This window comes from Paenibacillus sp. GSMTC-2017 (assembly GCF_016019935.1).
GTDB lineage: Bacteria > Bacillota > Bacilli > Paenibacillales > Paenibacillaceae > Pristimantibacillus.
Genome location: NZ_JAECMT010000003.1, coordinates 132,356 through 155,070, shown reverse-complemented (window position 1 = coordinate 155,070; position 22,715 = coordinate 132,356). Strand labels below are relative to the sequence as shown.

Annotated in this window: 19 protein-coding genes; 6 read left to right on the top strand and 13 right to left on the bottom strand. The window is 41.9% G+C overall.

The annotated features are described in order from the left end of the window. Nucleotides 1-155 precede the first annotated feature (155 nt). The 10 genes from I6N90_RS12710 to I6N90_RS12665 form a co-directional block, all read right to left on the bottom strand. Nucleotides 156-1,697, bottom strand: a complete 1,542-nt coding sequence (locus tag I6N90_RS12710; protein ID WP_197936578.1) for an MFS transporter — start codon at nt 1,695-1,697, stop codon at nt 156-158. 24 nt (nt 1,698-1,721) lie between these two features. After that, nucleotides 1,722-2,390 (bottom strand): hypothetical protein, encoded by a 669-nt coding sequence (locus I6N90_RS12705; protein WP_197935995.1) that lies wholly within the window; start codon nt 2,388-2,390, stop codon nt 1,722-1,724. After that, nucleotides 2,383-3,132: a polymer-forming cytoskeletal protein gene (locus I6N90_RS12700; protein WP_197935994.1), complete on the bottom strand. Its 750-nt coding sequence runs from the start codon at nt 3,130-3,132 to the stop codon at nt 2,383-2,385. The genes I6N90_RS12705 and I6N90_RS12700 overlap by 8 nt, the downstream gene beginning before the upstream one ends. Next, entirely contained in the window at nt 3,129-3,752 is a 624-nt protein-coding gene (locus I6N90_RS12695; protein WP_197935993.1) for a YhbD family protein, read from the bottom strand. The genes I6N90_RS12700 and I6N90_RS12695 overlap by 4 nt, the downstream gene beginning before the upstream one ends. A gap of 239 nt (nt 3,753-3,991) precedes the next feature. Beyond that, nucleotides 3,992-5,065: an ABC transporter substrate-binding protein gene (locus I6N90_RS12690; protein WP_197935992.1), complete on the bottom strand. Its 1,074-nt coding sequence runs from the start codon at nt 5,063-5,065 to the stop codon at nt 3,992-3,994. Further along, a complete protein-coding gene (locus tag I6N90_RS12685; protein WP_197935991.1) occupies nt 5,062-5,868 on the bottom strand; it encodes an ABC transporter permease in 807 nt (268 codons plus the stop codon). The genes I6N90_RS12690 and I6N90_RS12685 overlap by 4 nt, the downstream gene beginning before the upstream one ends. Next, complete coding sequence (locus tag I6N90_RS12680) at nt 5,855-6,673, bottom strand: ABC transporter permease (RefSeq protein ID WP_197936577.1); 819 nt, start codon at nt 6,671-6,673, stop codon at nt 5,855-5,857. Before I6N90_RS12680 ends, I6N90_RS12685 begins: the two co-directional genes overlap by 14 nt. After that, nucleotides 6,663-7,793, bottom strand: coding sequence for an ABC transporter ATP-binding protein (locus tag I6N90_RS12675; protein ID WP_197935990.1), 1,131 nt, complete (start codon nt 7,791-7,793; stop codon nt 6,663-6,665). Before I6N90_RS12675 ends, I6N90_RS12680 begins: the two co-directional genes overlap by 11 nt. Before the next feature lie 289 nt (nt 7,794-8,082). Then, entirely contained in the window at nt 8,083-10,107 is a 2,025-nt protein-coding gene (locus I6N90_RS12670; RefSeq protein ID WP_197935989.1) for a YhgE/Pip family protein, read from the bottom strand. An 86-nt stretch (nt 10,108-10,193) separates the two neighbouring features. After that, nucleotides 10,194-10,769 (bottom strand): TetR/AcrR family transcriptional regulator, encoded by a 576-nt coding sequence (locus tag I6N90_RS12665; RefSeq protein ID WP_197935988.1) that lies wholly within the window; start codon nt 10,767-10,769, stop codon nt 10,194-10,196. 238 nt (nt 10,770-11,007) lie between these two features. Between I6N90_RS12665 and ytxJ the strand changes: the two genes are divergently transcribed. Next, nucleotides 11,008-11,346: a bacillithiol system redox-active protein YtxJ gene (ytxJ, locus tag I6N90_RS12660; protein ID WP_197935987.1), complete on the top strand. Its 339-nt coding sequence runs from the start codon at nt 11,008-11,010 to the stop codon at nt 11,344-11,346. Between the two features lie 302 nt (nt 11,347-11,648). Continuing rightward, complete coding sequence (locus tag I6N90_RS12655) at nt 11,649-12,896, top strand: S-layer homology domain-containing protein (RefSeq protein ID WP_197935986.1); 1,248 nt, start codon at nt 11,649-11,651, stop codon at nt 12,894-12,896. A gap of 45 nt (nt 12,897-12,941) precedes the next feature. Here I6N90_RS12655 and I6N90_RS12650 read toward each other — a convergent pair whose 3' ends face one another. Continuing rightward, nucleotides 12,942-13,754, bottom strand: a complete 813-nt coding sequence (locus I6N90_RS12650; RefSeq protein WP_197935985.1) for a YheC/YheD family protein — start codon at nt 13,752-13,754, stop codon at nt 12,942-12,944. 238 nt (nt 13,755-13,992) lie between these two features. Here I6N90_RS12650 and I6N90_RS12645 point away from each other — a divergent pair, with 238 nt between their 5' ends. From I6N90_RS12645 to I6N90_RS12630, 4 genes are all read left to right on the top strand, one after another. Beyond that, nucleotides 13,993-15,225 (top strand): hypothetical protein, encoded by a 1,233-nt coding sequence (locus tag I6N90_RS12645; RefSeq protein ID WP_197935984.1) that lies wholly within the window; start codon nt 13,993-13,995, stop codon nt 15,223-15,225. Between the two features lie 15 nt (nt 15,226-15,240). Beyond that, complete coding sequence (gene sbnA, locus I6N90_RS12640) at nt 15,241-16,212, top strand: 2,3-diaminopropionate biosynthesis protein SbnA (protein ID WP_197935983.1); 972 nt, start codon at nt 15,241-15,243, stop codon at nt 16,210-16,212. Between the two features lie 4 nt (nt 16,213-16,216). Next, nucleotides 16,217-17,191 (top strand): 2,3-diaminopropionate biosynthesis protein SbnB, encoded by a 975-nt coding sequence (locus I6N90_RS12635; protein WP_197935982.1) that lies wholly within the window; start codon nt 16,217-16,219, stop codon nt 17,189-17,191. Between the two features lie 117 nt (nt 17,192-17,308). Then, the gene (locus tag I6N90_RS12630) at nt 17,309-17,767 is read left to right on the top strand and encodes a MarR family winged helix-turn-helix transcriptional regulator (RefSeq protein WP_197935981.1); all 459 of its coding nucleotides are present in this window, start codon (nt 17,309-17,311) and stop codon (nt 17,765-17,767) included. Nucleotides 17,768-17,936: 169 nt separating this feature from the next. On the opposite strand, the gene I6N90_RS12625 is transcribed toward I6N90_RS12630, so the two are convergent. Together I6N90_RS12625 and lanKC are read right to left on the bottom strand one after the other, a co-directional pair. Then, a complete protein-coding gene (locus I6N90_RS12625; protein ID WP_232242964.1) occupies nt 17,937-19,253 on the bottom strand; it encodes an MFS transporter in 1,317 nt (438 codons plus the stop codon). After that, a complete protein-coding gene (gene lanKC / locus I6N90_RS12620) occupies nt 19,246-21,954 on the bottom strand; it encodes a class III lanthionine synthetase LanKC (protein WP_197935979.1) in 2,709 nt (902 codons plus the stop codon). Before lanKC ends, I6N90_RS12625 begins: the two co-directional genes overlap by 8 nt. Nucleotides 21,955-22,715: the final 761 nt, after the last annotated feature.

Genomic DNA, 22,715 nt, shown 5'->3' with positions numbered 1-22,715 from the left:
AAAACACTTAGCCTGCTCAGCCCTCTATGAATAAAAAAGACGCACTCTCAATCGTAGATTACTCTACTAATGGGAGCGCGCCTTCGTTTGATTAAGTAACTAAATTTTTCTGAACAGCTCTTTTTTTACTTGTTGTCGCATCATGTAGCTAACGATTAATGGCCTGAACCGCCTGCGTACTCTTTCTCCTCTAACGAGTGATCAAGTTTGCTATTTCCCATAAAGAAAGCAATTAGCAAGGCAAGTACGGCAGGAACGATTGCAAGTGCAAATGTGTACGTAATTGACGAAGATAGTTCAGATGTAATCGTGTTAAGTACTTCTGGCGGGAACTTTTCCCTCGTTTCAGGATTCAGCAACTCCCTCGGATCGCCAAAAGCCATTTCTCCACCACCTTGTGCGCCACTTCCAGCAAATATATCCTTCAGCCTGCTAGTAAACATGTTACTTTGCACAATTCCGAATATTGTAATACCAATCGTCATCCCTAAGGAACGGATGAAAGTAAGTGTTGAGCTGGCTGTTCCGCGTTGCCGCGCCGAAATACCATGTATAGCCGCGTTGCTAAGTACAGAGAAAGAAGCACCAATACCTAATCCAATCAAGACCATATAAAGTGTTACTTCAAGGCGACTCGAGTCTGGCGTTAGCGTTGTCACTAGGTATGAGCCGACCACAAGTAAAGCAAATGTCGGAATCATGATGTTCCGATACGGTAGTTTCGTCAGAAGAAAACCGCCCAGTGTTGCAGTTACAACAGAGCCTAACATCATTGGCAGAAGCACAAGACCAGAGTTAGTCGCCGAACCTCCTAGAACACCCTGAATGAACATAGGAATATAAACAGATGCCACTATAAAAGCTGCGCCACTAAAAAATGCAGTAAGAATACTAGTTGTGTAGATACGATTTTTGAATAGCCCATACGTAATAATTGGTTCCTTAGCCTTCGTCTCCACGAATAAAAAGATAGCTAACAGCAGAGCGCTTCCTGAGAACATCCCTATAATTTGTGCCGAATTCCAAGCGTAGGATTTCCCGCCAAGCTCTAATGCAAACATTAGACATATAACTGAACCTATTAAAGTTATTGCTCCCAACCAGTCAATCGGTTGCTTAGAATGCTCATGCGATTCTTTGTAGAAGAAGCCAATCATACAGAGTGCAATTAAACCAAGTGGCAGATTAATATAGAATATCCACTCCCAGGCAATATGATCTGTAATGTATGCTCCTAGCAACGGACCGAATATGCTCGACATGCCGAATACGGCTCCAAACAATCCACCAAGCTTTCCTCTTTGCTCTGGTGAAACCGCATCAAACATAATGGTAAACGACGTCGGAATAAGTGCGCCTGCACCAATACCTTGTATCGCTCTAAAAATAGATAGTTCGGTAATGTTAGATGCAGTACCGCATAATGCAGAACCGATCATAAAAACGATAAGACCAAATACGAAAAACTTCTTCCGACCGTACATATCCGAAAGCTTGCCGAAAATAGGCATACCCGCCATTTCCGCAACCATATAAGCAGAAGTAACCCAAACAAACTTATCTAGTCCACCAAGCTCACCTACGATGTTACCCATCGCTGTCGCTACAATCGTATTGTCCATCGATGCCATTAGTATCGCAAGCAATAAGCCCGCTATTACAATTCCTATTGGTTTTGTATTTTGCTTTGCTACCATCACAAATAACTCATCCTTTCATCATTAGATCTTCTGTTCAATCTCTACATTCGACTTCGCATGCTTTATGTAGGTAGAACGATATTCTACCCTACCAATATGACAGCCGGGCCCTATCTTTACAGAATTACCTCGAATAACATCGACAGTTGCATATTCCACATAGATATCGTCACCTTCGATCAAGTTGGTTCGAAGCGCAGCATGCAACTCTTTACGGAACAAAGAATTCCATAGTGCACCACGACTTTTCTTTATCGAAACGACTCCCCCAACTATTTCCTTTGCAGTTGATGGACCATACATAAACAAAGTAACTCGCTCCGCATTAACTATAGCTTTCGTATCGAATGCTCCTCGAATATCGAGTTTATCAGCTTCAATCGAGCCATCTGCTTCTAGACGTCCAGTCAATCGAACATCTTCCCCCCGAAAATCTCGGCCGACTGTCAGCTCACCCAATCCACGAGTGTTTCCAACGCTCAAAGAACCGTCTACCTTCATTTCTCCAGTAAACTTCACGAGCTTTGAGGTTAAATCACCATTAATCTTCACCTTACCCATCACTTTAAATCGTTCACAGGATACATCACCACGAAACAATGTTTCTCCTGTAATTTGTAATCGAGCGAAACTACCTCCCGGCGCTTCAGATTGACCGATCATCTTCACATTGTTCAGGATGCTAGTCAACGATACGCACCTCCTTCATTACACTTGCACTTGGATGAATGTTCAACTCATCTCTATATTCAATTACTCTAATTTTGCAACCTTTACCGATTATAACCCGCTTGCCACGTACAATGTCTGCATCAGTAAATTCTAGATTAACGTTATCCCCCTCAATGACATTAGTCTTCAAACGTGCTTCCTCAAGCTTAATTGCCCAATTCCAAACCCAGCTTAATTTACCGCTACTAAGCCTTTTAACTAAAATACTTTCTCCTCCAACTTCCTGCACTCTACTCCCCATATCAACTAGTCCAAGCTCGATTTCATCTGCATTCAACAAGCCATCAACTACAATTGCTCCTTGCACGATAAGCTTTTCCGTTTCGAAGTCTCCATGTACAGTAAGAACGCCGTTTAGTGTAAAAGATTCCGCAGCAACAGATTCACCTATCTTGCCCATACCCTCAAGTCGTACATCGCCTGCCTTTAAGCTACCTGCAATTTTGAGCTTTCCGTCGCAACTTAACTGTTGCGCGTTCAAACTTCCATCAATATGTAGCACACCGTTCGCCCGTACCTTCTCTGTAACACGTACATCTCCAGAAAGTCGGCCAACGCCGTCAAGCCATACATTACTGTAATCGCCACCAAGAGCATCACTTATACCATTTATCTTTAATTCGGGTAATTCACTTTCTAAATTACCGCTATTCGCAATGGTATCTCCCATACTTACGCTCATTGAACCATCCGCCTTCATCCCAATTTCTCCTTCAATTGTTCAGCTTGGTTAGACATCGAAAGTCTAGTGACAACTTTCACTCCATCATCAAAGATCAATTCTGCAGAAGACGACATGAGTGCAAAAGAGGAAATACCCATTCTTCGAATAAAAATAACATCGTAAGGGTTTCCTTTAAATGTTGATGAATGCTTCTGTAACGTTTCTAATAGCAACTTCCCTTCATCCCTACTAATTTCACCCGATTGAAGCATACCTTCCACCACGTAAAGATGAAGCATTTGTTCAAATGAATAGATGTGATCCGCTTGAACATCTGACATCATCGTTTGAATCACCACTTCCGAAACTAGGTTTCTTGAAATAAAATCATTTTTCCGTAGCTCCAAATCAACGATGCTAGTGGATAGCTTATCGGCTAAATCATCCAACGATAGTTCGTCTTTCATATTCAAAATTTTATCAATTCGAGCGAGCACTAAATCCTTTGGGAAAAATGTTTCCTGCCCTGTAAAAGCTGACTTTCTTATAAACCATTCCTCGGGTATAAGTTGCTTTCGTTTCCAACGATACAATTGCCCGTAAGATATACCCGTTGCGTCTAGCAACTCTTTTTTTGATATTAATTCTGAAGTCACAACGACACCTCCTGTTGAAAACAGCGTAACATAACATTGTTACGCTGTAAAGTTGAATGTTTGGTTCATGGTTAGTACTTCCTTCTTTGCGCTCGGTGGTTAGTAGTTGATTTTGTTTGCTCTTGGATCGTGTTTGGTATTTCTTTCGTTGTGTTATATTTTTATCTTTCGATACAAAAAAACAAGGGCATGCACCGTTAAGGCACATACCCTTGTTAAGTTCACCCTAAACGGGTAATTTATTTGCGATGCATCTTAAACTCTAGAAACAGCTCATTGTAATGTGAAAGCATACGTGGGCCTAAGTTGTTGTATACTTCAAGGCGCTCCGTTAGCTCTTTATCCGGATAAAATCGTTTGTCACCTGAGATTTCCTCAGGCAGGAACGCTAATGCATCCTTATTTGGCGTAGAATAACCTACGTATTCCGCATTTTGTGCGGCTACTTCGGGGTCGAGCATAAAGTTGATGAACTTATGAGCCCCTTCTAGATTACGTGCCGTCTTCGGGATAACCATATTATCAAACCACAGGTTTGAACCTTCTTTAGGTACAACATAGTCAAGCTCTTCGTTTTCAGTCATAATTTCGGACGCATCGCCCGACCAAACCAAGCCCGCTGCAGCTTCTTCATTTGCGATAAGCATCTTAATTTCATCGCCGACGATCGCTTTTACGTTTGGTGTAAGCTTCGCAAGTTTCGCTAATGCCTCTTGCAAATGTGCTTCGTCCGTATCATTGAGTGAATAACCTAAACTATTTAACCCCATCCCCATAACTTCACGTGCTCCGTCGAGCAGGAACACATTGTTACGCAGACTTTCATCCCATAAATCATCCCAACTGTCGAAAGTTAGATCGCCAACCATTTTCGGATTAAAGACGATACCGACAGTTCCCCAGAAATAAGGGATGGAATGCGTGTTTTGAGGATCAAAGGATAGTCCTAGAAAACTCGGATCGATATGTTTGAGATTCGGTAGAAGCGAATGATCGATCTCTTTTAGCAGCTTTTCTGCTTTCATCTTACTAACTGCATATTCAGAAGGGATCGCTACATCATACGTCGTACCACCCTGCTTAATCTTTGTCATCATCGCTTCGTTAGAATCAAACGTTTGGTAAATCACTTTGATACCCGTTTCTTCCTCAAAACGTGCGATTAGCTCTGGATCAACATAATCTCCCCAGTTGTATACGGTGAGCGTGTTGCCGCCTGAGTAACCTTCGCTGGAATTCAAATAAACGGTTGCATACATTAATCCTATTGCAACAACAAACACGACCAAAAACATACGTACAAGCTGGCTCATGCGCGTCCTCCTTTCCCTACCGGACGATTGTTACGGCGGTTAATAAAGTAATAACCGATAACGAGCAACACCGTAAATAGGAAAATAAGTGTGGACAATGCGTTGATTGATAACGAAACACCTTGACGTGCTCGTGAATAGATCTCAACTGATAGTGTCGAGAAGCCATTGCCCGTCACGAAGAACGTAACGGCAAAATCGTCTAACGAATAGGTTAATGCCATAAAAAATCCTGCGAAAATGCCGGGTTTTATATATGGGAAAACGACCTTTGAAAGCACTTGCCAAGAGCTTGCACCTAGATCACGCGCTGCATCAAGCAGTGTTCCGCTCATCTCCTGTAGTTTCGGTAGCACCATAATAACAACGATTGGGATGCTGAAAGCGATATGCGACAGAAGGACAGACACAAAACCGAGTTGTATGCCTGCAATAGTGAACAATATAAGGAACGATGCTCCGATAATAACATCAGGGCTAACGATAAGTACATTGTTCAGCGCTAGTAGCATACCTTTTGGACGATTTCTTTGAATATTGTGAATCGCAATTGCGCCAAACACACCGATGATCGTCGAAATTGCTGCGGACAATAATGCGATTACAAATGTGTTCAGAACGATAATAAGAAGTCTCGTATCCTGAAATACTTCCTTGTAAAACTCCAACGTAAAACCTTCAAAGCTTCGCATCGAACCACCGCTATTGAAGGAATAAAACATAAGATAAAAAATTGGCGCATATAAAATCGCGAACACTGCGATCAGATACAGATTGGATAACCGCCATTTACTTTTTGTCAATGTCGATCAACCCTCGCTTTCTGTTCCCGGTCAAGAGCATTAGCAACACCATCGCAATGATAAGGAACACCGCAATTGTCGCACCCATACCCCAATCCTGCGTCACAAGGAAATGCTGCTCTATTGCCGTCCCGAGCGTAATAACGCGATTACCTGCAATTAGCCTTGTAATCATAAAGAGCGATAACGCTGGAATGAACACGGCCATACAGCCCGCTTTTACACCGTCTAATGTGAGCGGGAATACAACGCGGCGGAACGTCATCCAAGGTGAAGCACCCAGATCGCGTGCTGCGTCAATTAAAGTCGGGTTCATTTTTTCAAGTGCATTAAAGATCGGCAGAATCATGAACGGGATAAAAATATAAACAGATACAAATACAAAACTAAAGTCGGTAAACAGAATTTGTTTATTGCCGATGCCCGTTAACTCCAACACCGCATTAACGAATCCATATGTACCGAACAAACCGATGAAAGCATATGCTTTCAGCAGCAAATTGATCCAACTCGGAAGAATAATAAGCAATAGCCATAGCCCTTTATGCTTCGTCTTCGTCAGCAAATATGCCGTTGGATAGGCTACTAATAGTGAAAACAACGTAATGAGCAGCGCATACCAGAAGGAGCTAAGCGTCATTCGCAAATACACGGGTGTAAAAAATTTCGCATAGTTATCGAATGTGAAGTTGCCTTCTACATTAAAAAAAGAATAATACACGATAAGCAGAATCGGTGATATAACGAATAAAACGATCCACAATATATAAGGGACAAGATACAGATTGCGAGATTTAGCCTCCATGGCTGCTCTCACCGCCGTTTTCCTCATAGTCCTCGTAAGACTCAAGTCGTTTATCGAATTCCTCTTCCGTCTCACCCAGCCTCATAACATGGATCGCTTCCGGCTCAAAGGTTAGACCAATTCGTTCACCAACGGTTGCTTTGCGAGTAGAGTGTACAAGCCATTCATTCCCTGCATCATCATAACAGCTAATCTCATAATGTACGCCCCTGAACAACTGAGTATCTACACGTACCTGCAACTTTCCGTTTTCAGCTGACGTTATTTCAAGATCTTCTGGACGAATTACGATATCTATTACTTCTCCGTCATTTAAGCCCTGATCGACACATTCAAACTTACGTTCAGCAAACTCTACTTCGAAGTCGCGAACCATACGTCCCTTAACGATATTAGATTCGCCGATAAAATCCGCTACGAAACGGTTAATTGGCTCATCATATATATCTGTTGGAGTGCCAGACTGCTGAATTGTTCCTTCGCTGAGAACAAATATTTCGTCAGACATAGCGAGTGCTTCTTCTTGATCATGCGTAACGAAAATAAACGTAATACCAAGACGACGCTGCAATTCACGCAGCTCGTATTGCATCTCTGTGCGTAGCTTCAAGTCCAATGCAGACAATGGTTCATCCAGCAAAAGAATTTCTGGTTCGTTCACGATCGCACGTGCAATAGCGACACGTTGACGCTGCCCGCCTGACATTTCGGTAATTTCACGGTTTTCATATCCGCTTAGATTGACGAAACGAAGTGCTTCCATTACTTTTGTCTCTATAGTATCGTTTTTAAGACCTTTGATCCGCAAACCAAAAGCAACGTTTTCGAAGACGTTCAAATGGGGGAACAACGCATAGTCCTGAAACACCGTATTTACTTGACGGTCATTAGCAGGTACTCGGTTAATGACTTTCCCATTGAAATAAATATTGCCCTGTGAAGGTGCAGTAAAACCAGCAATTAGACGCAAAATCGTCGTTTTGCCGCAACCCGACGGCCCAAGCAGCGTATAAAATTTGCCCCGCTCAATTTCGAAACTAACATCCTTTAGTACAGCAGGGTCGTTATGGGCGTATTGCTTCGTTACGTGCTCGAAGCGGATAATTGTTTGGTTTTGCAACCTGAAGCCCTCCTCCATTACGATAAAAAGTTTTTCACTCGTTTTAAGAGCATTATTAGTATACTATATTCTTGCCATCATTCCGCTATCGCAACTCACAAAATTGTATAATAACATTCGTTCTCCACGGAATGTAGCATTTTAAGCTTGATATGCGATTGTAACAGAAATTAAATCGGTTGAAAATGGAATAATAATGGCTTAAATTAAAAAGGTGATGCAGGGTTATACCCCGCATCACCTTTTTTCTAATTATAAAACAATCTGTTTCTTATCTATAAGACAATTTTTAAACCGTTTTTAGCTCTTGTTGTGAGTCTGAACCAGCTTCACGGCGATGACTTGTAATAAAGTAAATCAACGTCATTACTGCGAACAACACCCCGAAGACTGCAAGAACTCCGACATCTCCCCACATCCGACCAACATCTCCGCTAGAAATGACATCTTTAAGTCCAGCAACGGAATATGTCATCGGCAACCACGGTGTTACATGTTGCAACCAGCCTGGAGTCAATTCCACTGGGAACGTACCTGCGGAGCTTGTAAGTTGCAAAATCAACAACACGATCGCTACGAAACGACCTGGGTTACCTAACGTCGTTACGAAGAATTGGATCAACATCATAAACGTAATGCTTGTTATAATCGAGAACAGAATAAAGAGTGGCATATTCTGTACCTCTAGTTTTAGTATGAAGATCAATGCCGCATCTGCGATTAATGCTTGTATTGTACCAACTAGCATTAGCGTCAGAGCCTTGCTCCAGAACCAACTCCAACCGCTAGTTGGACGAATAGCTGGTTCTCGAACAGAATATACAATCGTAATTAGAAGTGCACCTACATACAAACCAAGTGATAAGAAGTATGGTGCAAATCCAGTACCATAGTTTGGCACTTCCGTTACACGATCCACATTCAAATTGATTGGATCTGCAAACATATTGACCATGTCATCCGACAACGATAAATCTGATGTTTGTTTAGAAGCATCGCCTAATTTCTCGGATAGTTCATGTGAGCCATCGTTTAGTTCAAGTAAACCTGAAGTAATTTGAGTAGCTCCATCTTCTAGCTTCTTCGTTCCTGTCGTTAATTCGCCTACAGACGAATCAAGTTTCGTAAGTCCAGCAGCAAGCTCGCTAGCACCACCATTCAATTCGTTAAGACCAGACGATAACTTTTCTGCTCCGCCTTTAGCTCCTGCTAACTTCTCATCTAGTGTTGCAGCTCCGGTAGATAAATCACTAAGTCCTTTTGAAAGACTAGCCGCACCAGCACTTAATTCCTTTTGACCAGCTGATGACTGACTAAGTCCGCCTGCTAGCTGCTTACTTGCTGCAACTAGTGCTTTAAAGTTCTCATTATCTGCTAAGCTTGGATCGTTCGTTAACAGCTGCTCAAGTCCTGCAGCAAGTGACTTTGCACCAGTCTCTAGTTCAGCCGTTCCTTTTGCTGAAGCTTCAAGTCCACCTGCAATTTTACCAGATGCACCTTGTGCACTTTTTGCGCCGCCTGCAAGCTGATCAGCTGCTCCAGATAGCAAGCCCATTCCGTTAGCTAACTCAGTCGCTCCATCTTTAAGCTTCGAGCTACCATCCACTAGCTTACCGCCAGCATTATTTAGCTTAGATGAACCTTCTTGAAGTGAAACAGTACCACTCGCAAGTTTATTCAAATTTTCCTCAAGCAACTGCGCTCCGTCTTTTGCTTTTGTTGTACCATCAGCAAGTTTCGTTGCACCGTCACTAGCCTTTACAATGCCATCAGCAGCATCCTCTAACTTATCGAATACCGTTCTCGTATAAGCCTCAGTTACTTCTTTATTCAGCATACCTTTCATTTGCTCGACTGCTGTGTTACCAATTTGAGAAGCTAAGAAGTTAAAGCTTTCATTAGGCAAATATACGAGCTGTGCTTGCTCAGGTTTATCAGAAGTAAGTGATGTTGTCTTTTCCGAAAAATCCTTTGGTATCTCTATTGCCATATAATATTTGTTATCTTTCATTCCTTGCAGTGCTTCTTCCTTACTTATGAAGTCCCACTTAAACGTTTTATTATCCTTTAGCTTATCCTCGAAATCTTGCCCAATTTGCATGGACTCACCTTCATATTCATATCCTTCATCAGAATTAATGACGGCTACTGGCAAGTCCGCAAGCCTTTGATACGGGTCCCAAAACGCTCCAAGAAACATTGCCGAATACATAACAGGGACGGTTAGAACCGCAATAACTGGAATTAATATCTTCTTGTTGCGAGCAATTGCAGCCAGCTCTCTGCCAAATTGCTGAATACCTCTTAATTTCAATATCCTCACTCCTCTATATCTGTTTCAGTACCAATTGACTATATTCGTATTTTGGTCAATTATGGTTATAAAAAAAGGCATCCCGCTTATACAGGAGCCAATCCTTGCTCCAAATAAAATCTTAAACGCTCCGCTACCTTCGCTTTTTCAAGCGGCTCATGCGTCTTTTTCCATTCTACAGTTAGTGCCGTATAAAGCTTGAGCATGACGAATGCAGTCATCTCCGGCTCGCATTGCTTAATTTCGCCCTTCTCGGCAGCAATTTGAACTTGACCAGCGATGTACCCAACAACAGCTTTCTCCAATTGATTAAGTCCTTCAAGCGCCATCGGTGTACCAATTTCTCGCACTTCCTGTGAAAGCTTCAATGCTAGCTCATGCTCTTCTCGGAAGTCGAGCAATAACTCAAGCGCAGCGTTCAAATTGTCGAAGAACATTTGATTGGGATCAATAGCTTTCTCCGCTATACGCTTCATTTCTAAACTTAAACGATTCATAATTTCTTGAAACAGCTCTTCTTTATTTGTAAAGAAAGTATAGATTGTTCCTTTCCCTACATTCGCTATCTTTGCAACTTGATCCATCGTTGTCGCTTTATAACCGAACATTGAAAAAGATTTGGCTGCTGCCTCTACAATCTGCTGTCGTCGATCAATGGCCATATGAGCACCTCCCCATTAAAGACCTTTGCTTAGATTGATTGACTGATTGACCGAAATACTAAAATGGTCATTTCGTTTGTGTACTCATATTAGCACGATACCGACTCATGATCAACCCTCTGCCACTAACTTTTTTCATCGTCCATATGATATTGGGATGACTTAACAGCCTGACAACTATATAATAACGTTAGTTTACGTACATCATATACTTAACCACTAAGGGAGAGATCAACCTATGTCTTATAGAGAAATTACATCGATCGATGAATGGAATAGTGCTTTACAACAGTCAGAAACGAAACCTGTTGTCGTATTCAAGCACAGCACTACTTGCCCGGTAAGCTCAAACGCTCATACTGAATTTAACAATTACTTAGAAGGAACACCACGTAAAGATATCGATTTTTTGTTTGTAAAAGTAATCGAATCCCGTCCAATCTCCAATCAAATTGCCGAGGATACCGGTGTTAAACATGAATCTCCTCAAATCATTTTTATCGAAAAAGGAACTAAAGTGTGGACGGCTTCTCACTGGTCCATAACAAAAGCTCATATTAGTGCTGTTCTAGATTAAGGTCACTCGCGCGATAAAAACCAATATTTTTTAATGTAAGGCCACTTATCTGAGACTTAATATCTCTTATATAAGTGGCCTTTTTTCGACATTTTTGAGTCTTATGACCCCATTATTTTACCATTTTATATGAAATATAGCCTAAGCAAGATACTGAAACTATGCTAAATGGTCTATCATTTATTGGTAATTCGGGATTTATAACGCTTTCAAGGTTGTACCATTCAGCCCATTCTAAATAACGAATATATGTTGTTAACTAGATAATGTCGGAATATATCGATTTGGGAGGATTTACATTCATGAAACGTCTTTTACTACTTATGATCGGAATTACCTTGTTCTGGGCATCAATAACTACCCCAATTACATACGAACAAGCCGCGGCAGCAGCCTCAGCCACCGCATTCAGAGATACTAAAGGCCATTGGGCCGAAAAAACGATTGATGGCATGATTACAAGAGGCATACTTGAGGGGTATCCTGATGGGACTTTTCAGCCAAACGCAACAATTAAAGTGGATCAATTCGTCAAAATGTTGATTTTATCCTACACTGACCTTCATCAAAATGGATCGAGAAGCTGGAATGCAAAATTTTTAAGTTCTTTAAGTCCTGAGAACCAGGCAATTTTGAAACAAGATTACCGCTACTTCACCTTTACACCCAGTGCAAGTGGTTATTGGGCGAAGGAATTTATCGATATAGCAAGTGACCTTCACTTTCTGAACAAAAGTCGCTACACAGATTTTCAGGCTGACATGACTCGTGAAAACGTCGCTGAAGTTATTTATTACACCCTTCAAGAAACAGAATTTTTGGAGGATAGTCAATTCGGGCAAAAGATGGCTCAATCTTATGGAGACATTAAGAGCGCAACCGAACGAGAACAACGATTTATTGCTGAATCGCTTGTAAAAGGGATCATGGAAGGATATCCTAACGGATTTTTTGGTGTAGGAGAGAAAGTAACTCGTGCACAAGCACTTGTCCTATTAGAGAGATTAACGAACAAATCGAAACGGATTCCTATAAAAGTGTCTCCTGACAAGCTAGAGCGAATTGTTCCGACTTCAGGCGGCGGCAGTAAAATCATCGTTTTCCCTGACAAACGTATGTGGGATGCGTATGAAACATTGCTACAAGTTGGACAACTCCGTGGAACGAATCACGATTTGTTCGATACGACACTTCGCCTGTATAAAGATAAAGCCGAGAAGGATAGTGTATTTAATCGTCCAGCAGGCTCAACAACAATTAACGAAGAAGCAGCAATCTGGCTTGATCCACAATATAATACGTATGGGATTACGATGCGCCTTCGTGACGGATCATTAGCACGTAACAAAGAGGTAGTAGAGCAATTTGCAAACAGCTTGTTTGGCTACAATGCCATCACATTTAAGGAGTTGTTCAGCAACATTTGTGCGAAAGTCGAGAAAGGTGAAGTTGTTACAACTCAGCATATCATTATAGGCAATGATGCCGTTAATGTTTTGGTGGACAGCAAAGCTAAAAGTGTCATTTTCTCTATCGCTACTAAAAAATAGAAATAGCCTCCACGCCGCATCACGGTTTGGAGGCTATTTTCTCATTTACAAAGTTGACTTTGCCTTATTACATTTAAGCCTATACCGTCTGCCATAATGACGACCATAGTATACGATTCGTCTAATCATTGATTGATCCTGCAATATAGCGAACGGACAATGATCAGGTCTTGTGTTTACTTCTAATATCCACGGATGAAGTCCTCTATCTATCGCAATGTCTAGTCCAATTTCCTTTAATTCAGGATAATGACGGTGCAATCGTTTCATCGTATTAATTCCAATTTGATTCAACTTCGCAAGTAAATGCTCACTTCCGCTAGCACTTGTATAAGGCTGCAAAACTTGATGTGCTGGCAAAATGGTACCACCTTGACTGCCGTTCGTTACGATTTTCCCAGGGTAAGCAACTCTAGCAACTGTCCCTGTCGCCTCCCATCGCTTCGAAGGGGTTTGCTGTACGACAAGCCTGAGATCATATGGCCTGCCATCATAGCTGAGCACATGAATACCTTTCTGGACAATATACGTTTTTCCTAACGTATCTTTCTTAATTGCACGATATAACCCCTCGAAAGTGCGGAAATATCTCTTCGTCCCCTTAAGCTGATACTTATATGTTCCATCTGCCGTTTTCTCTACCTTCATCACGCCTTTGCCCATCTGGCCGAATGTTGGTTTTACATAGACCATAGAGTAGGCCCCAAGCATCTTCGATAGTTGCTCGCGGCTGAATCTCCTTGTTAATGGGATATATGAACGTAATTCGGCATCCCTCAGCAAAAAATTCGTTTTCGCCCATTTGTCCGTTGTCTTATACCCTTTTTTGGTTGTGCTCACCTTAAGTTTAGGCATCATCCGTATCCAAACTCCTTTCTTTGATGGCGACTTGCTAACCCTATTTTGGCATGCACCTACTACAAAACTAGACTTGTATCTCTATTACTCTCGCTCTACTACTACTATACGAAACAATAGCAAAATCGCTTTAGGCCGCTGTCGTCATCGTTGAACCCAACTATCCGCAAATACATATGATTTAGTACCCGGAGAAATCGGATCATTGAACTTTCCCCCTGAGGAGGCCTACTGCTCTATGGATGACAACCGCCTGAAACATCATCTACTTATCATTACACAGTTTCATCCTTGGTATCGTGTACTGCTTGAAGAAAGAAATATTACTCTGTCAGGGACAGATACAGAATCAGAGCTAGCATTAGATCGGCTTCCTCTTTTGACTGCCCCTTTGCTGAATCGTCATTATTTTTCGCAGCCGCCAAGACAAGAAGCCGGGTTATCACTATTCCGCACATCGGGCACTTCTTCAGGTACACGCAAAGCGATTTATTATTCTCAAGACGATGATGATCGGTATATTAAGGCAAAGAAGGATAGCTTTCAGGAGTGGTTAGGTGAGGATAATTCCATTTCACGTGCTTTAGCAGATATGGGTACCGGTCATGCTGCGAGTACAGCACTAACGATTTTCGCTGAGCTTGGCATTCAAGGAGAAGCGATTTCTTTCACCGCCCCCATCGAAGAACATATAGCAAAACTTCGATCATTCAAGCCGGAGCTACTCTATACGATGCCTTCCATTTTGGAAGCAATTGCAGATGCTGTACCACGTAATGAACATTTTGGGCTACGTAAAATTATTGTTGTCGGAGAACTGGCTACTTCGGAGTGGCAAGCGAATATGGCTGCAAGGTTTCACCTCACGACTCATGATATTCTCGACACCTACGGCTCTATAGAGGTTGGAGCAATTGCTGCATATTCTCATGAACTTGGCGCTTATGTATTGGCAGATGGGATAGTTGGAGAATCATTACCTGCTCAGGATATAAGTGATGAATTCCAGCCGTTGCAACAAAACGAAGGTGTACTTGTTTTAACATCCTACTCCCGTACTCTATTTCCTGTTATTCGCTTCGTCACTTATGACGTTGTAAGAGATTTCCGAACGATTCTCCATGACGGCAAACAATTACAAGTATTCTCTTGTATGACTAAGCGAATTGGATCTGAGCTCAAGCATGGAGAAAAGATTAGTCTCTACGATATCGAGGAAGTTGTCAGCCGACATTTGGAGGATGCGTCCTTACGTGTCATGGTGCAAGATAACAAGCTGAAACTTTATATAAAAAGTGATCATTTAACCGATGAAAGATTATCCATCATTAAGCTTGAGGTTGAAGAGCAAATTGAAGATATCGGCCAAATGATTCGGAACCGGCTGTTGCAAGGAATAGAAGTTATTCCCGTGGGCAATCGCGAAGAGCTCCCCAGTGGAACAGTTAAAGCCAAAAAGTTATATCAATGAAAGGGGCAACGCCCCATGAATAAAGGCTGGTTAAAACAAATTGGTAACACCCCTCTCGTTCCACTGTCAAAACTATTCGAGAACGCTCGCGGCATTCAAGTATATGGCAAGCTAGAAATGATGAATCCCAGTGGAAGCTCCAAAGATCGTCCTGCATTACGTATTTTACAAAAAGCGTATGAACAAGGGGAGATTGGACCGGGATCAATTATTATTGAATCCAGTTCCGGTAATATGGCTATTAGTCTTGCAGCGATCTGCTCCTACATGGGCATGAAATTTATAAGTGTAATCGACCCTCGCACAGCTTCACAAAATATTGCGATTATGAAAGCGTACGGAGCAGATGTTTCATACGTAAACTCTCCCGATCCCGCAACTGGCGAGTTTCTTCCTGCGCGGCTGGAACGTGTAAGACAGTTGACGGCAAGTTTGCCGAATAGCTTCTGGCCAAATCAATATGGAAATGAACATAATTACATGGCGCATTATGACGGTACAATGCCCGAAATTGCGAATGCACTTGATAAGATCGATTACATCGTAGGGGGCGTAAGTACATGCGGAACAATGCTGGGCTGCGCTCGCTATATTCATGATCACAATTTAGAAACTAAAGTCGTAGCTGTTGATGCGGTCGGAAGCGTTATTTTGGGTGGTGACAAGGGACCACGACGATTCCCTGGTTTAGGAGCTGGGATTGTTCCTCCGTTTGGACAAAATCGATTTATGGACTTTGCCGTCAACGTATCCGATTGGGACATGGTTACAACCTGTCTTGAACTTGCTGAAAAAGAATCTATCCTCGCAGGCCCTTCTACGGGCGCGGTTATTGCGGCACTGAAGTCGATGGTAGACAATATCCCTGACCATTCTACCTGTGTCGTTATTGTCCACGATCGCGGGGAACGTTATATGGATACCGTTTTTAATCATACATGGGTCAAAGAGCAATTCCAGAACAACATCCCAGCTGAAAGGGGATAACTACTTGCTTTATCTAGGTGAACAACAACTTCGCGAAATCGGTTTCGAATGGGATGAGCTAGTTGACCAAATCGAAGCATCGGTACACATTATGGATGACAATCACTTTGCTCAGCCGATAAAACCTTATTTGCGTTTCAACGATCCGAACAATCGAATCATCGCTATGCCAGCCTATATTGGTGGCACTATTCATGCGGCAGGTTTAAAGTGGATAGCTAGCTTTCCTGGGAATCATCGTCTTCAATTGCCTAGAGCGCATAGTGTTACAATCTTAAATGACGCTGACACTGGAGAACCTCATACGATATTAAATACAGCTTTAGTCAGTGCTGTTAGAACTGCAGCAGTGAGCGGATTAATGCTCCGCTATTACTTATCAAGTCGCGGGATTGCATTGGGAGCACGCCGTGTTGGCATCATCGGTTTTGGACCAATCGGTAAATTCCATTATGAGATGTGTAAACAGCTGCTCAGTGATCGCATTGAATCCTTTTATATATACGATGTGCGAAGTGTTAGTATGGATGACATCCCAAACGACAAGTACAAAGAGCGTGTAACCATTGCAAGTAGTTGGGAACAGCTTTACACCACGTGCAACGTCATCATTACGTGCACAGTAAGTCCAGAACGATATATCAATCTTCCTCCAGCACCTGGCGTCCTTCTTCTAGATGTATCTCTTCGAGATTATAAGCTAGATGCGATTAAACATGTGAATGCAGTAGTTGTAGATAGCTGGACTGAGGTGTGCCGCGAAAATACCGACATTGAACTCCTACATCTCGACAATGGCCTCCAAGCTGAAGAGACTGTTTCATTAGGGGATGTTGTATGTCGAGCAGCACTGAGCCGAGCTCCGAGCAATGAACCAATCCTCTTTTGCCCAATGGGTATGGCCGTTTTCGATATCGCTATTGCGGCATGGTTCGCTCGTAAAGGCATAGAACAAGGGATTGGTATTCAATTACCGTAATGTTGACAGGATAGATAGCTATCCTATACATTATATTTGTTGCAATTTAATTGAACCCATTTAAATAGATAGTACGTTTGCGGGTAGTATCGCGCATTCGTTGTGGAGGCCGATATTATGCCCAGTGATACGTTAAAATTAGAAGATCAAATCTGTTTCGCTATATATGCAAGTTCAAGAGAAATATCTAAGCTTTATCGCCCACTGCTGCACGATCTTGGCTTAACCTATACACAATACGTAACGATGCTTGCCCTATGGGAGCAAGATGAAGTCACCGTTAGCTCATTAGGCACAAAACTATATCTAGATTCCGGCACACTCACTCCTCTACTTAAGAAGCTGGAATTGGCTGGTTTTGTTACTCGTACTCGCGACAAAAATGATGAACGAAGCGTCCTTATTGCACTGACTGAACAAGGAAAAGTGCTTCGCGAGAAGGCTTTAGACATCCCAGAAAAACTTTACTGTAAGCTGGATGCAACACCGGAAGAAGGAGCACTTTTACTTAAACAAATGAACGCATTGCTGAACAAGATAAAGCTATGTACCTTTAAAGACTCCTTACAGAAGTAGGGCATAAGCTAGTAGACAACTGCCAATTGGATTGCTTTTATTTGCTGATGACGTCTCTTTCACAAGCAAAAATAGCCGCTAGCCTATTGGCAAGCGACTGTTCTTGCTTGTGTTTGCTTTGCTTAACGCTCTTAACAAAGCAATCACATCGTTCATGTTCCCTATCAACTTATCCGCCTGACGAGGCTGATACTTGGCTTGCAGCCCCCTTTGCAGCAAGAGGTCTCTCCGTTATTTCCCCTAAACGAAGAGCTCTTATTTCCCTTCTCGTACAAACAAATAAAGCACAGCAAATGAACCAAAAGCCACCAAACAGAAATAAAGCAGAAGCTCCATATAAATCAGCAGCATAGCCGCCAATTACGCTACTAATGGGGATAGCAATGATTCCAAGACTAGAGGATACCCCCCATGCCCGCCCGCGGAATTGTTCAGGTATTAATAGCTGCATAGCTGTCCCCGTCGATATGTTCACTAAAGTCATTCCAAGCATACGTATCGCAAAAAAAACTAATGTGAGTGACGTTGATTTAGATAAAGCGATGACAATAATAGAGCAACCAACTAAGGTTAAGCCTGCTATCATTAATCGCCCTGCACCAAACGTCCTTTCGATTGACGCCGCAAAAATACCGCCAATCATCGTGCCTACGATAGCCGCTGTTTGAATAAGCCCTAATGTGCCGACCCCTCCATGCAGTTGCTGGTCAATAAGACCAGGTAAGATCGGCCCCATATAAGCGCCAACATTAATTAAAATACCAATCCATATAATCGTTTTCAGTTCAGGGATATCAAATACGACTCGCCAACCATCCTTTAAGCCTTTCCAAAATGTCGTTTTAGTGGTGGAAGCTATCGCTTCTTCCGTTTTGGGCGGTAATCGCAACGGTAAAATGATTAGAGCGGCTATAATAAAGGAAAATGCGTTGACCGTAACCGCCCATTGCGCACCGAAATAAGCAATGAAAATACCAGCTGCAGAAGTACCTGCAATATAAACGACTTTGGAGATGGTAGTGAATAAACCAGTAGCATCGGCGAGATGCTCTTTGCCTACCACAACTGGCATGATCGAGTAATGAGCTGGAGACATAAAAGTAAACATCGTATTTAAAAGAAATAAAATAGCTAACGTAAACAACAATGGCATCTCTTTATTCCACATCATAACTGCCAATAATGCTACTAGTACTGCCGATATAATGTTCGTAACTAGCAATATCGTCTTCTGATTGTAGCGATCTGCAATGGCGCCAGCAATGAATCCAATAAATATACGACTCGTATGCCAGACAACCTGAACAAGCGACGCTTGAAGCATAGATTGACTGTGGGAATAGATAGCCCATATAATAGCCAAATTAAAAAATATATCCCCTAGTAATGAGACAATCGAGCCTCCCCAAAGCATCATAAGCGAGCGATTTCGGAGTATATGCTTATATCTTGCAAAAGTAGATAGTCTTGCAGTTGAATCAGACATGGATCGCTGCATCAATAACTGGTTGTTCCAGATTAGCGTTAATGATTAGCTCATCAAGTGTGAAGTTAAAGTTACCGAGCTTTTGGTCACTATGCGCTAAGCGATGAAGGAATAATGCAATTCCTGACGATCCCGTAGCAAAATCCACCGAAATTCTCATCAATTGCTCGCCCGGAAATGCAATTCCTTCTGGCTTCTCCAATTGATACAACAACACGCCGTTAGCGATCCGATGCGCTGCATGTAGGTAGCGATCATCTCCCGTAAACTGATAGAAGTCGAGCAGAAAGTTGCCGAGGCCCGAAGAACCTTGAAATAAGCTAGGGAAGTTTGTATATTTCTTACAAGTGTCTGTAGCTAGATTATCCAATTGATGTCTGTATGTTTCCTTCTGTGTGACAACCCAATATCGCAGCAGCACAGTTGCAACGCCTGCTGAACCATCTATCCAGTAGTGGGACAAAACATTTTCAGATTCAAAAACTAATCCCCGCGGAATTATTGTGTGGCCTTCTTCAATCTCTTTAGCAAAAGATAACTCAAACGCCAGCGCTGCTTCACCTAGCTCCATATATTTTTCTTCGCCTGACGCTTTATACAAATACAGCAAAAACATTGCAACGCCACTTGATCCTTTAGCATATCCATGCCAAGCAGCACCTTCATGATCTAACCAATAGCATCCATTTGGATGCTCTACCTTTGTAGACAATAGATGCTCGCCAACTGCTAGTGCACGGTTCAACCAGTAGGCTTCTTGCGTTTGCAAATAAAAATATAGACAAGTTAAACCGTAACCACTAGCTCCGGAATATAAATTAGCTGACTTCCAAATTAACGAATCATTTTCAATTTTACGCATCATTTGTAGTGCCGAGTCGTGTACACCACTCTCCCATAGAGCCCAAGATATTCCCGACCAGCCTGAGTATAAACCTGGAGGGACAATTTTGTTATGGATGGACTGAGACAGTATCCAATGAAGCGCTCGCGTGGGAACTGCGCCTGTTAATTTGTTTAAAGCATAAGCTACTCCTGTCGCTCCATGCGCCACATTTAGTGGATTGTAAAAAAACATAACCGGATCGGACGGATATAAACGGTCATCTCTATGATACTCTGCACTAGACTTGATGTAATGAACCATCTTATCGACAGTATCAAGCAATTCAGCTTTCGGTATTATTCTAGTAGGCAACGGTGCTATAACCTGAATACAAATTTGCCCAAGTCGATCAGCAACTTCAGTTGCCGTCGGCCTGTCCGCTGCATCGTTGCTCATACATTCTCTAATAATTTGAGCCATATCATCCGGCACACCTAAGTCGGCTGTGAGAGAGTCAATAAACACCTCTTTTTTGTCCTTATTTACATCTAGCAGCATGTTCATCGGCAATAATGTAGCAAGCATCGTCGCACCTAACGAATAGATATCATCCTCAAATTGGGGTTTATCCCCTGCTGTAGGACTGTTATAACCAGGTGTTATCAGTTTAGTAGGCTGATCAATTCCAGATCGGTAGCCAGCTTCCAAATCTATTAACCTTACAAGACCCTCTTCATCGTCAATTACCATAATATTCGTAATAGACAAGTCACAAAATACAATATGTTTAGCGTGGCATGCGGATAGGCTTTTCGCCGTGTTCATCCATATTTTACGCAGCTTTTCTAAGTAAGTTTTTTTGATTTCATCATTAGGCGAGCTGTACTTCCATGGTGTCTGTGTAACGATGAATCTATTTAAAGGCATACCAGGCAGTTTCTCTTCAACTAAAAATTTATGTTCCCAATCTTGGAAGAAATCAATAGGTTGAGCCGCAACTTGGGTGTCGGCGAGTAGTTGCAATAGTTGGTATTCCTTATACAGCTTATCGGTTGCATCATTTCCATCTTCACTCACATGAGTGTTAGGTTTAGCTTCTTTAATAACGACCTGCTTCCCCGTAGTTTGATCAATTGCTACATACACACCACCAAGCATCGTATAATTTAAAGCCTCTTCCACTAGGTATCTGCCATTGTTTAGAGCCATCTCTTCATCCGTTTCTTCTGTATCTGGGGGAAAAGGGTCTTCCGCCCATGCTGGTGGTGTAAAATACGGCAGCCGATGATCAGGATGATTGTCACCCTCAGGCGATACCAAAAAATGCTTTTTATCTCCCTCCGGCGTTAATTGATAATAACCATCAAACCCTCCGTACCGATAATAAACCGTACGAGAGTCTTTATATTGGCGATCTGTAAGTATGTAAGGACCCCTGTAATCTTGTAATCCTTGATGAAGCAGATGAATTAAAGACTTAAATTGTGCAAGATCCGGAGGATATATCGTAATGAACTTACCTCCGGCTTCACGCGACCAAACTTTCCCCCCTGTCATCATAACCAAACGGGTATCTAGTAGAAATTTAAACGGTATGTTGTGCTCTATACATAGCAGCGCTGTAATACGCAGAACATCTTGACAATGATTAGGTATCGAAGAAATATGAATTTTCCATCCTTGTCGCGGCTGTTTATACTGAACCGGCGTCACATAGTACCATACATTTTTCCGGCGGCTTGTCCAGTTTTCCGGGATATTAGGCTGTACCACGCGGAGCAATTCATCAGATGGCAGATACCGATCCATAGAGTCGTACCAGTCAGATTGAATAGTCCTGGTTAATAAATATCTACGTGCACTTTGGTTAGTCACATGTTCCGCCTCCTTATTATTTAGAGAAAATGTTTAAAAACAGGGTCAGCCCAATGAAAGAGACAGCGCTCACACGCTGCCTCCTAAGCAAAGTTACTCTATTAACAGCTATGATGATCGCAAGATGAAACGCTGACAGCTTCTTGATCACGGCTTATTCTTGTAGCGATCTTCTGTAGATTCAAAATTCTTAGCATATTTAGACACCTCCCCTGCTTGTTAGGTAGAAGTTGAATGAAATTCAGATAACTACGAATAGCAACTATGCAGATCACAAGAAGAGATACTAACCAGCACTGGATCACGATTTACTTTTGCAGCAATTTTTTGCAGACTCAAAATTCTGAGCATCATATACACCCCCCTCAAAAGTTACATACAAATGAGTACAAATGAGTACAAATGAGTGCTTTTACGAATATTTCGTTCACAGTGTTTCTCTGTTACTAGCAGCTATGACTATCGCAAGATGATACGCTGATAGCTTCATGCTGATCGCCTATTTTTGCAGTAATTTTCTGAAGTTTCAAAATTCTTTGCATATATTCCACCTCCTAGTCTATCGTATTGTGACTTGTAAAGTCCTGGTAAATATAACATAAGAAAAATAACTTTACAATAGATTACTTTTCGACTTTTATAGACAAACAACTTATTTTTTCTATATTTTTTTACAAATTATTATTTTATTTACGTTTATTTTATGAAAATAAATATGTATTATGTGGAAATAAGTAATCCTACCAAAATTATTATAATTA

What these genes read in the sequence shown, in the direction of transcription:
- ytxJ (WP_197935987.1), top strand. Translation starts at nt 11,008, where the DNA reads ATGTCTTATAGAGAAATTACATCGATCGATGAATGGAATAGTGCTTTA.
- I6N90_RS12680 (WP_197936577.1), bottom strand. Translation starts at nt 6,673, where the DNA reads ATGGAGGCTAAATCTCGCAATCTGTATCTTGTCCCTTATATATTGTGG.
- I6N90_RS12690 (WP_197935992.1), bottom strand. Translation starts at nt 5,065, where the DNA reads ATGAGCCAGCTTGTACGTATGTTTTTGGTCGTGTTTGTTGTTGCAATA.
- I6N90_RS12710 (WP_197936578.1), bottom strand. Translation starts at nt 1,697, where the DNA reads ATGGTAGCAAAGCAAAATACAAAACCAATAGGAATTGTAATAGCGGGC.
- I6N90_RS12650 (WP_197935985.1), bottom strand. Translation starts at nt 13,754, where the DNA reads ATGATGCCTAAACTTAAGGTGAGCACAACCAAAAAAGGGTATAAGACA.
- I6N90_RS12625 (WP_232242964.1), bottom strand. Translation starts at nt 19,253, where the DNA reads ATGTCTGATTCAACTGCAAGACTATCTACTTTTGCAAGATATAAGCAT.
- I6N90_RS12665 (WP_197935988.1), bottom strand. Translation starts at nt 10,769, where the DNA reads ATGGCCATTGATCGACGACAGCAGATTGTAGAGGCAGCAGCCAAATCT.
- sbnA (WP_197935983.1), top strand. Translation starts at nt 15,241, where the DNA reads ATGAATAAAGGCTGGTTAAAACAAATTGGTAACACCCCTCTCGTTCCA.
- I6N90_RS12655 (WP_197935986.1), top strand. Translation starts at nt 11,649, where the DNA reads ATGAAACGTCTTTTACTACTTATGATCGGAATTACCTTGTTCTGGGCA.
- I6N90_RS12645 (WP_197935984.1), top strand. Translation starts at nt 13,993, where the DNA reads ATGGATGACAACCGCCTGAAACATCATCTACTTATCATTACACAGTTT.
- I6N90_RS12700 (WP_197935994.1), bottom strand. Translation starts at nt 3,132, where the DNA reads ATGAAGGCGGATGGTTCAATGAGCGTAAGTATGGGAGATACCATTGCG.
- I6N90_RS12630 (WP_197935981.1), top strand. Translation starts at nt 17,309, where the DNA reads ATGCCCAGTGATACGTTAAAATTAGAAGATCAAATCTGTTTCGCTATA.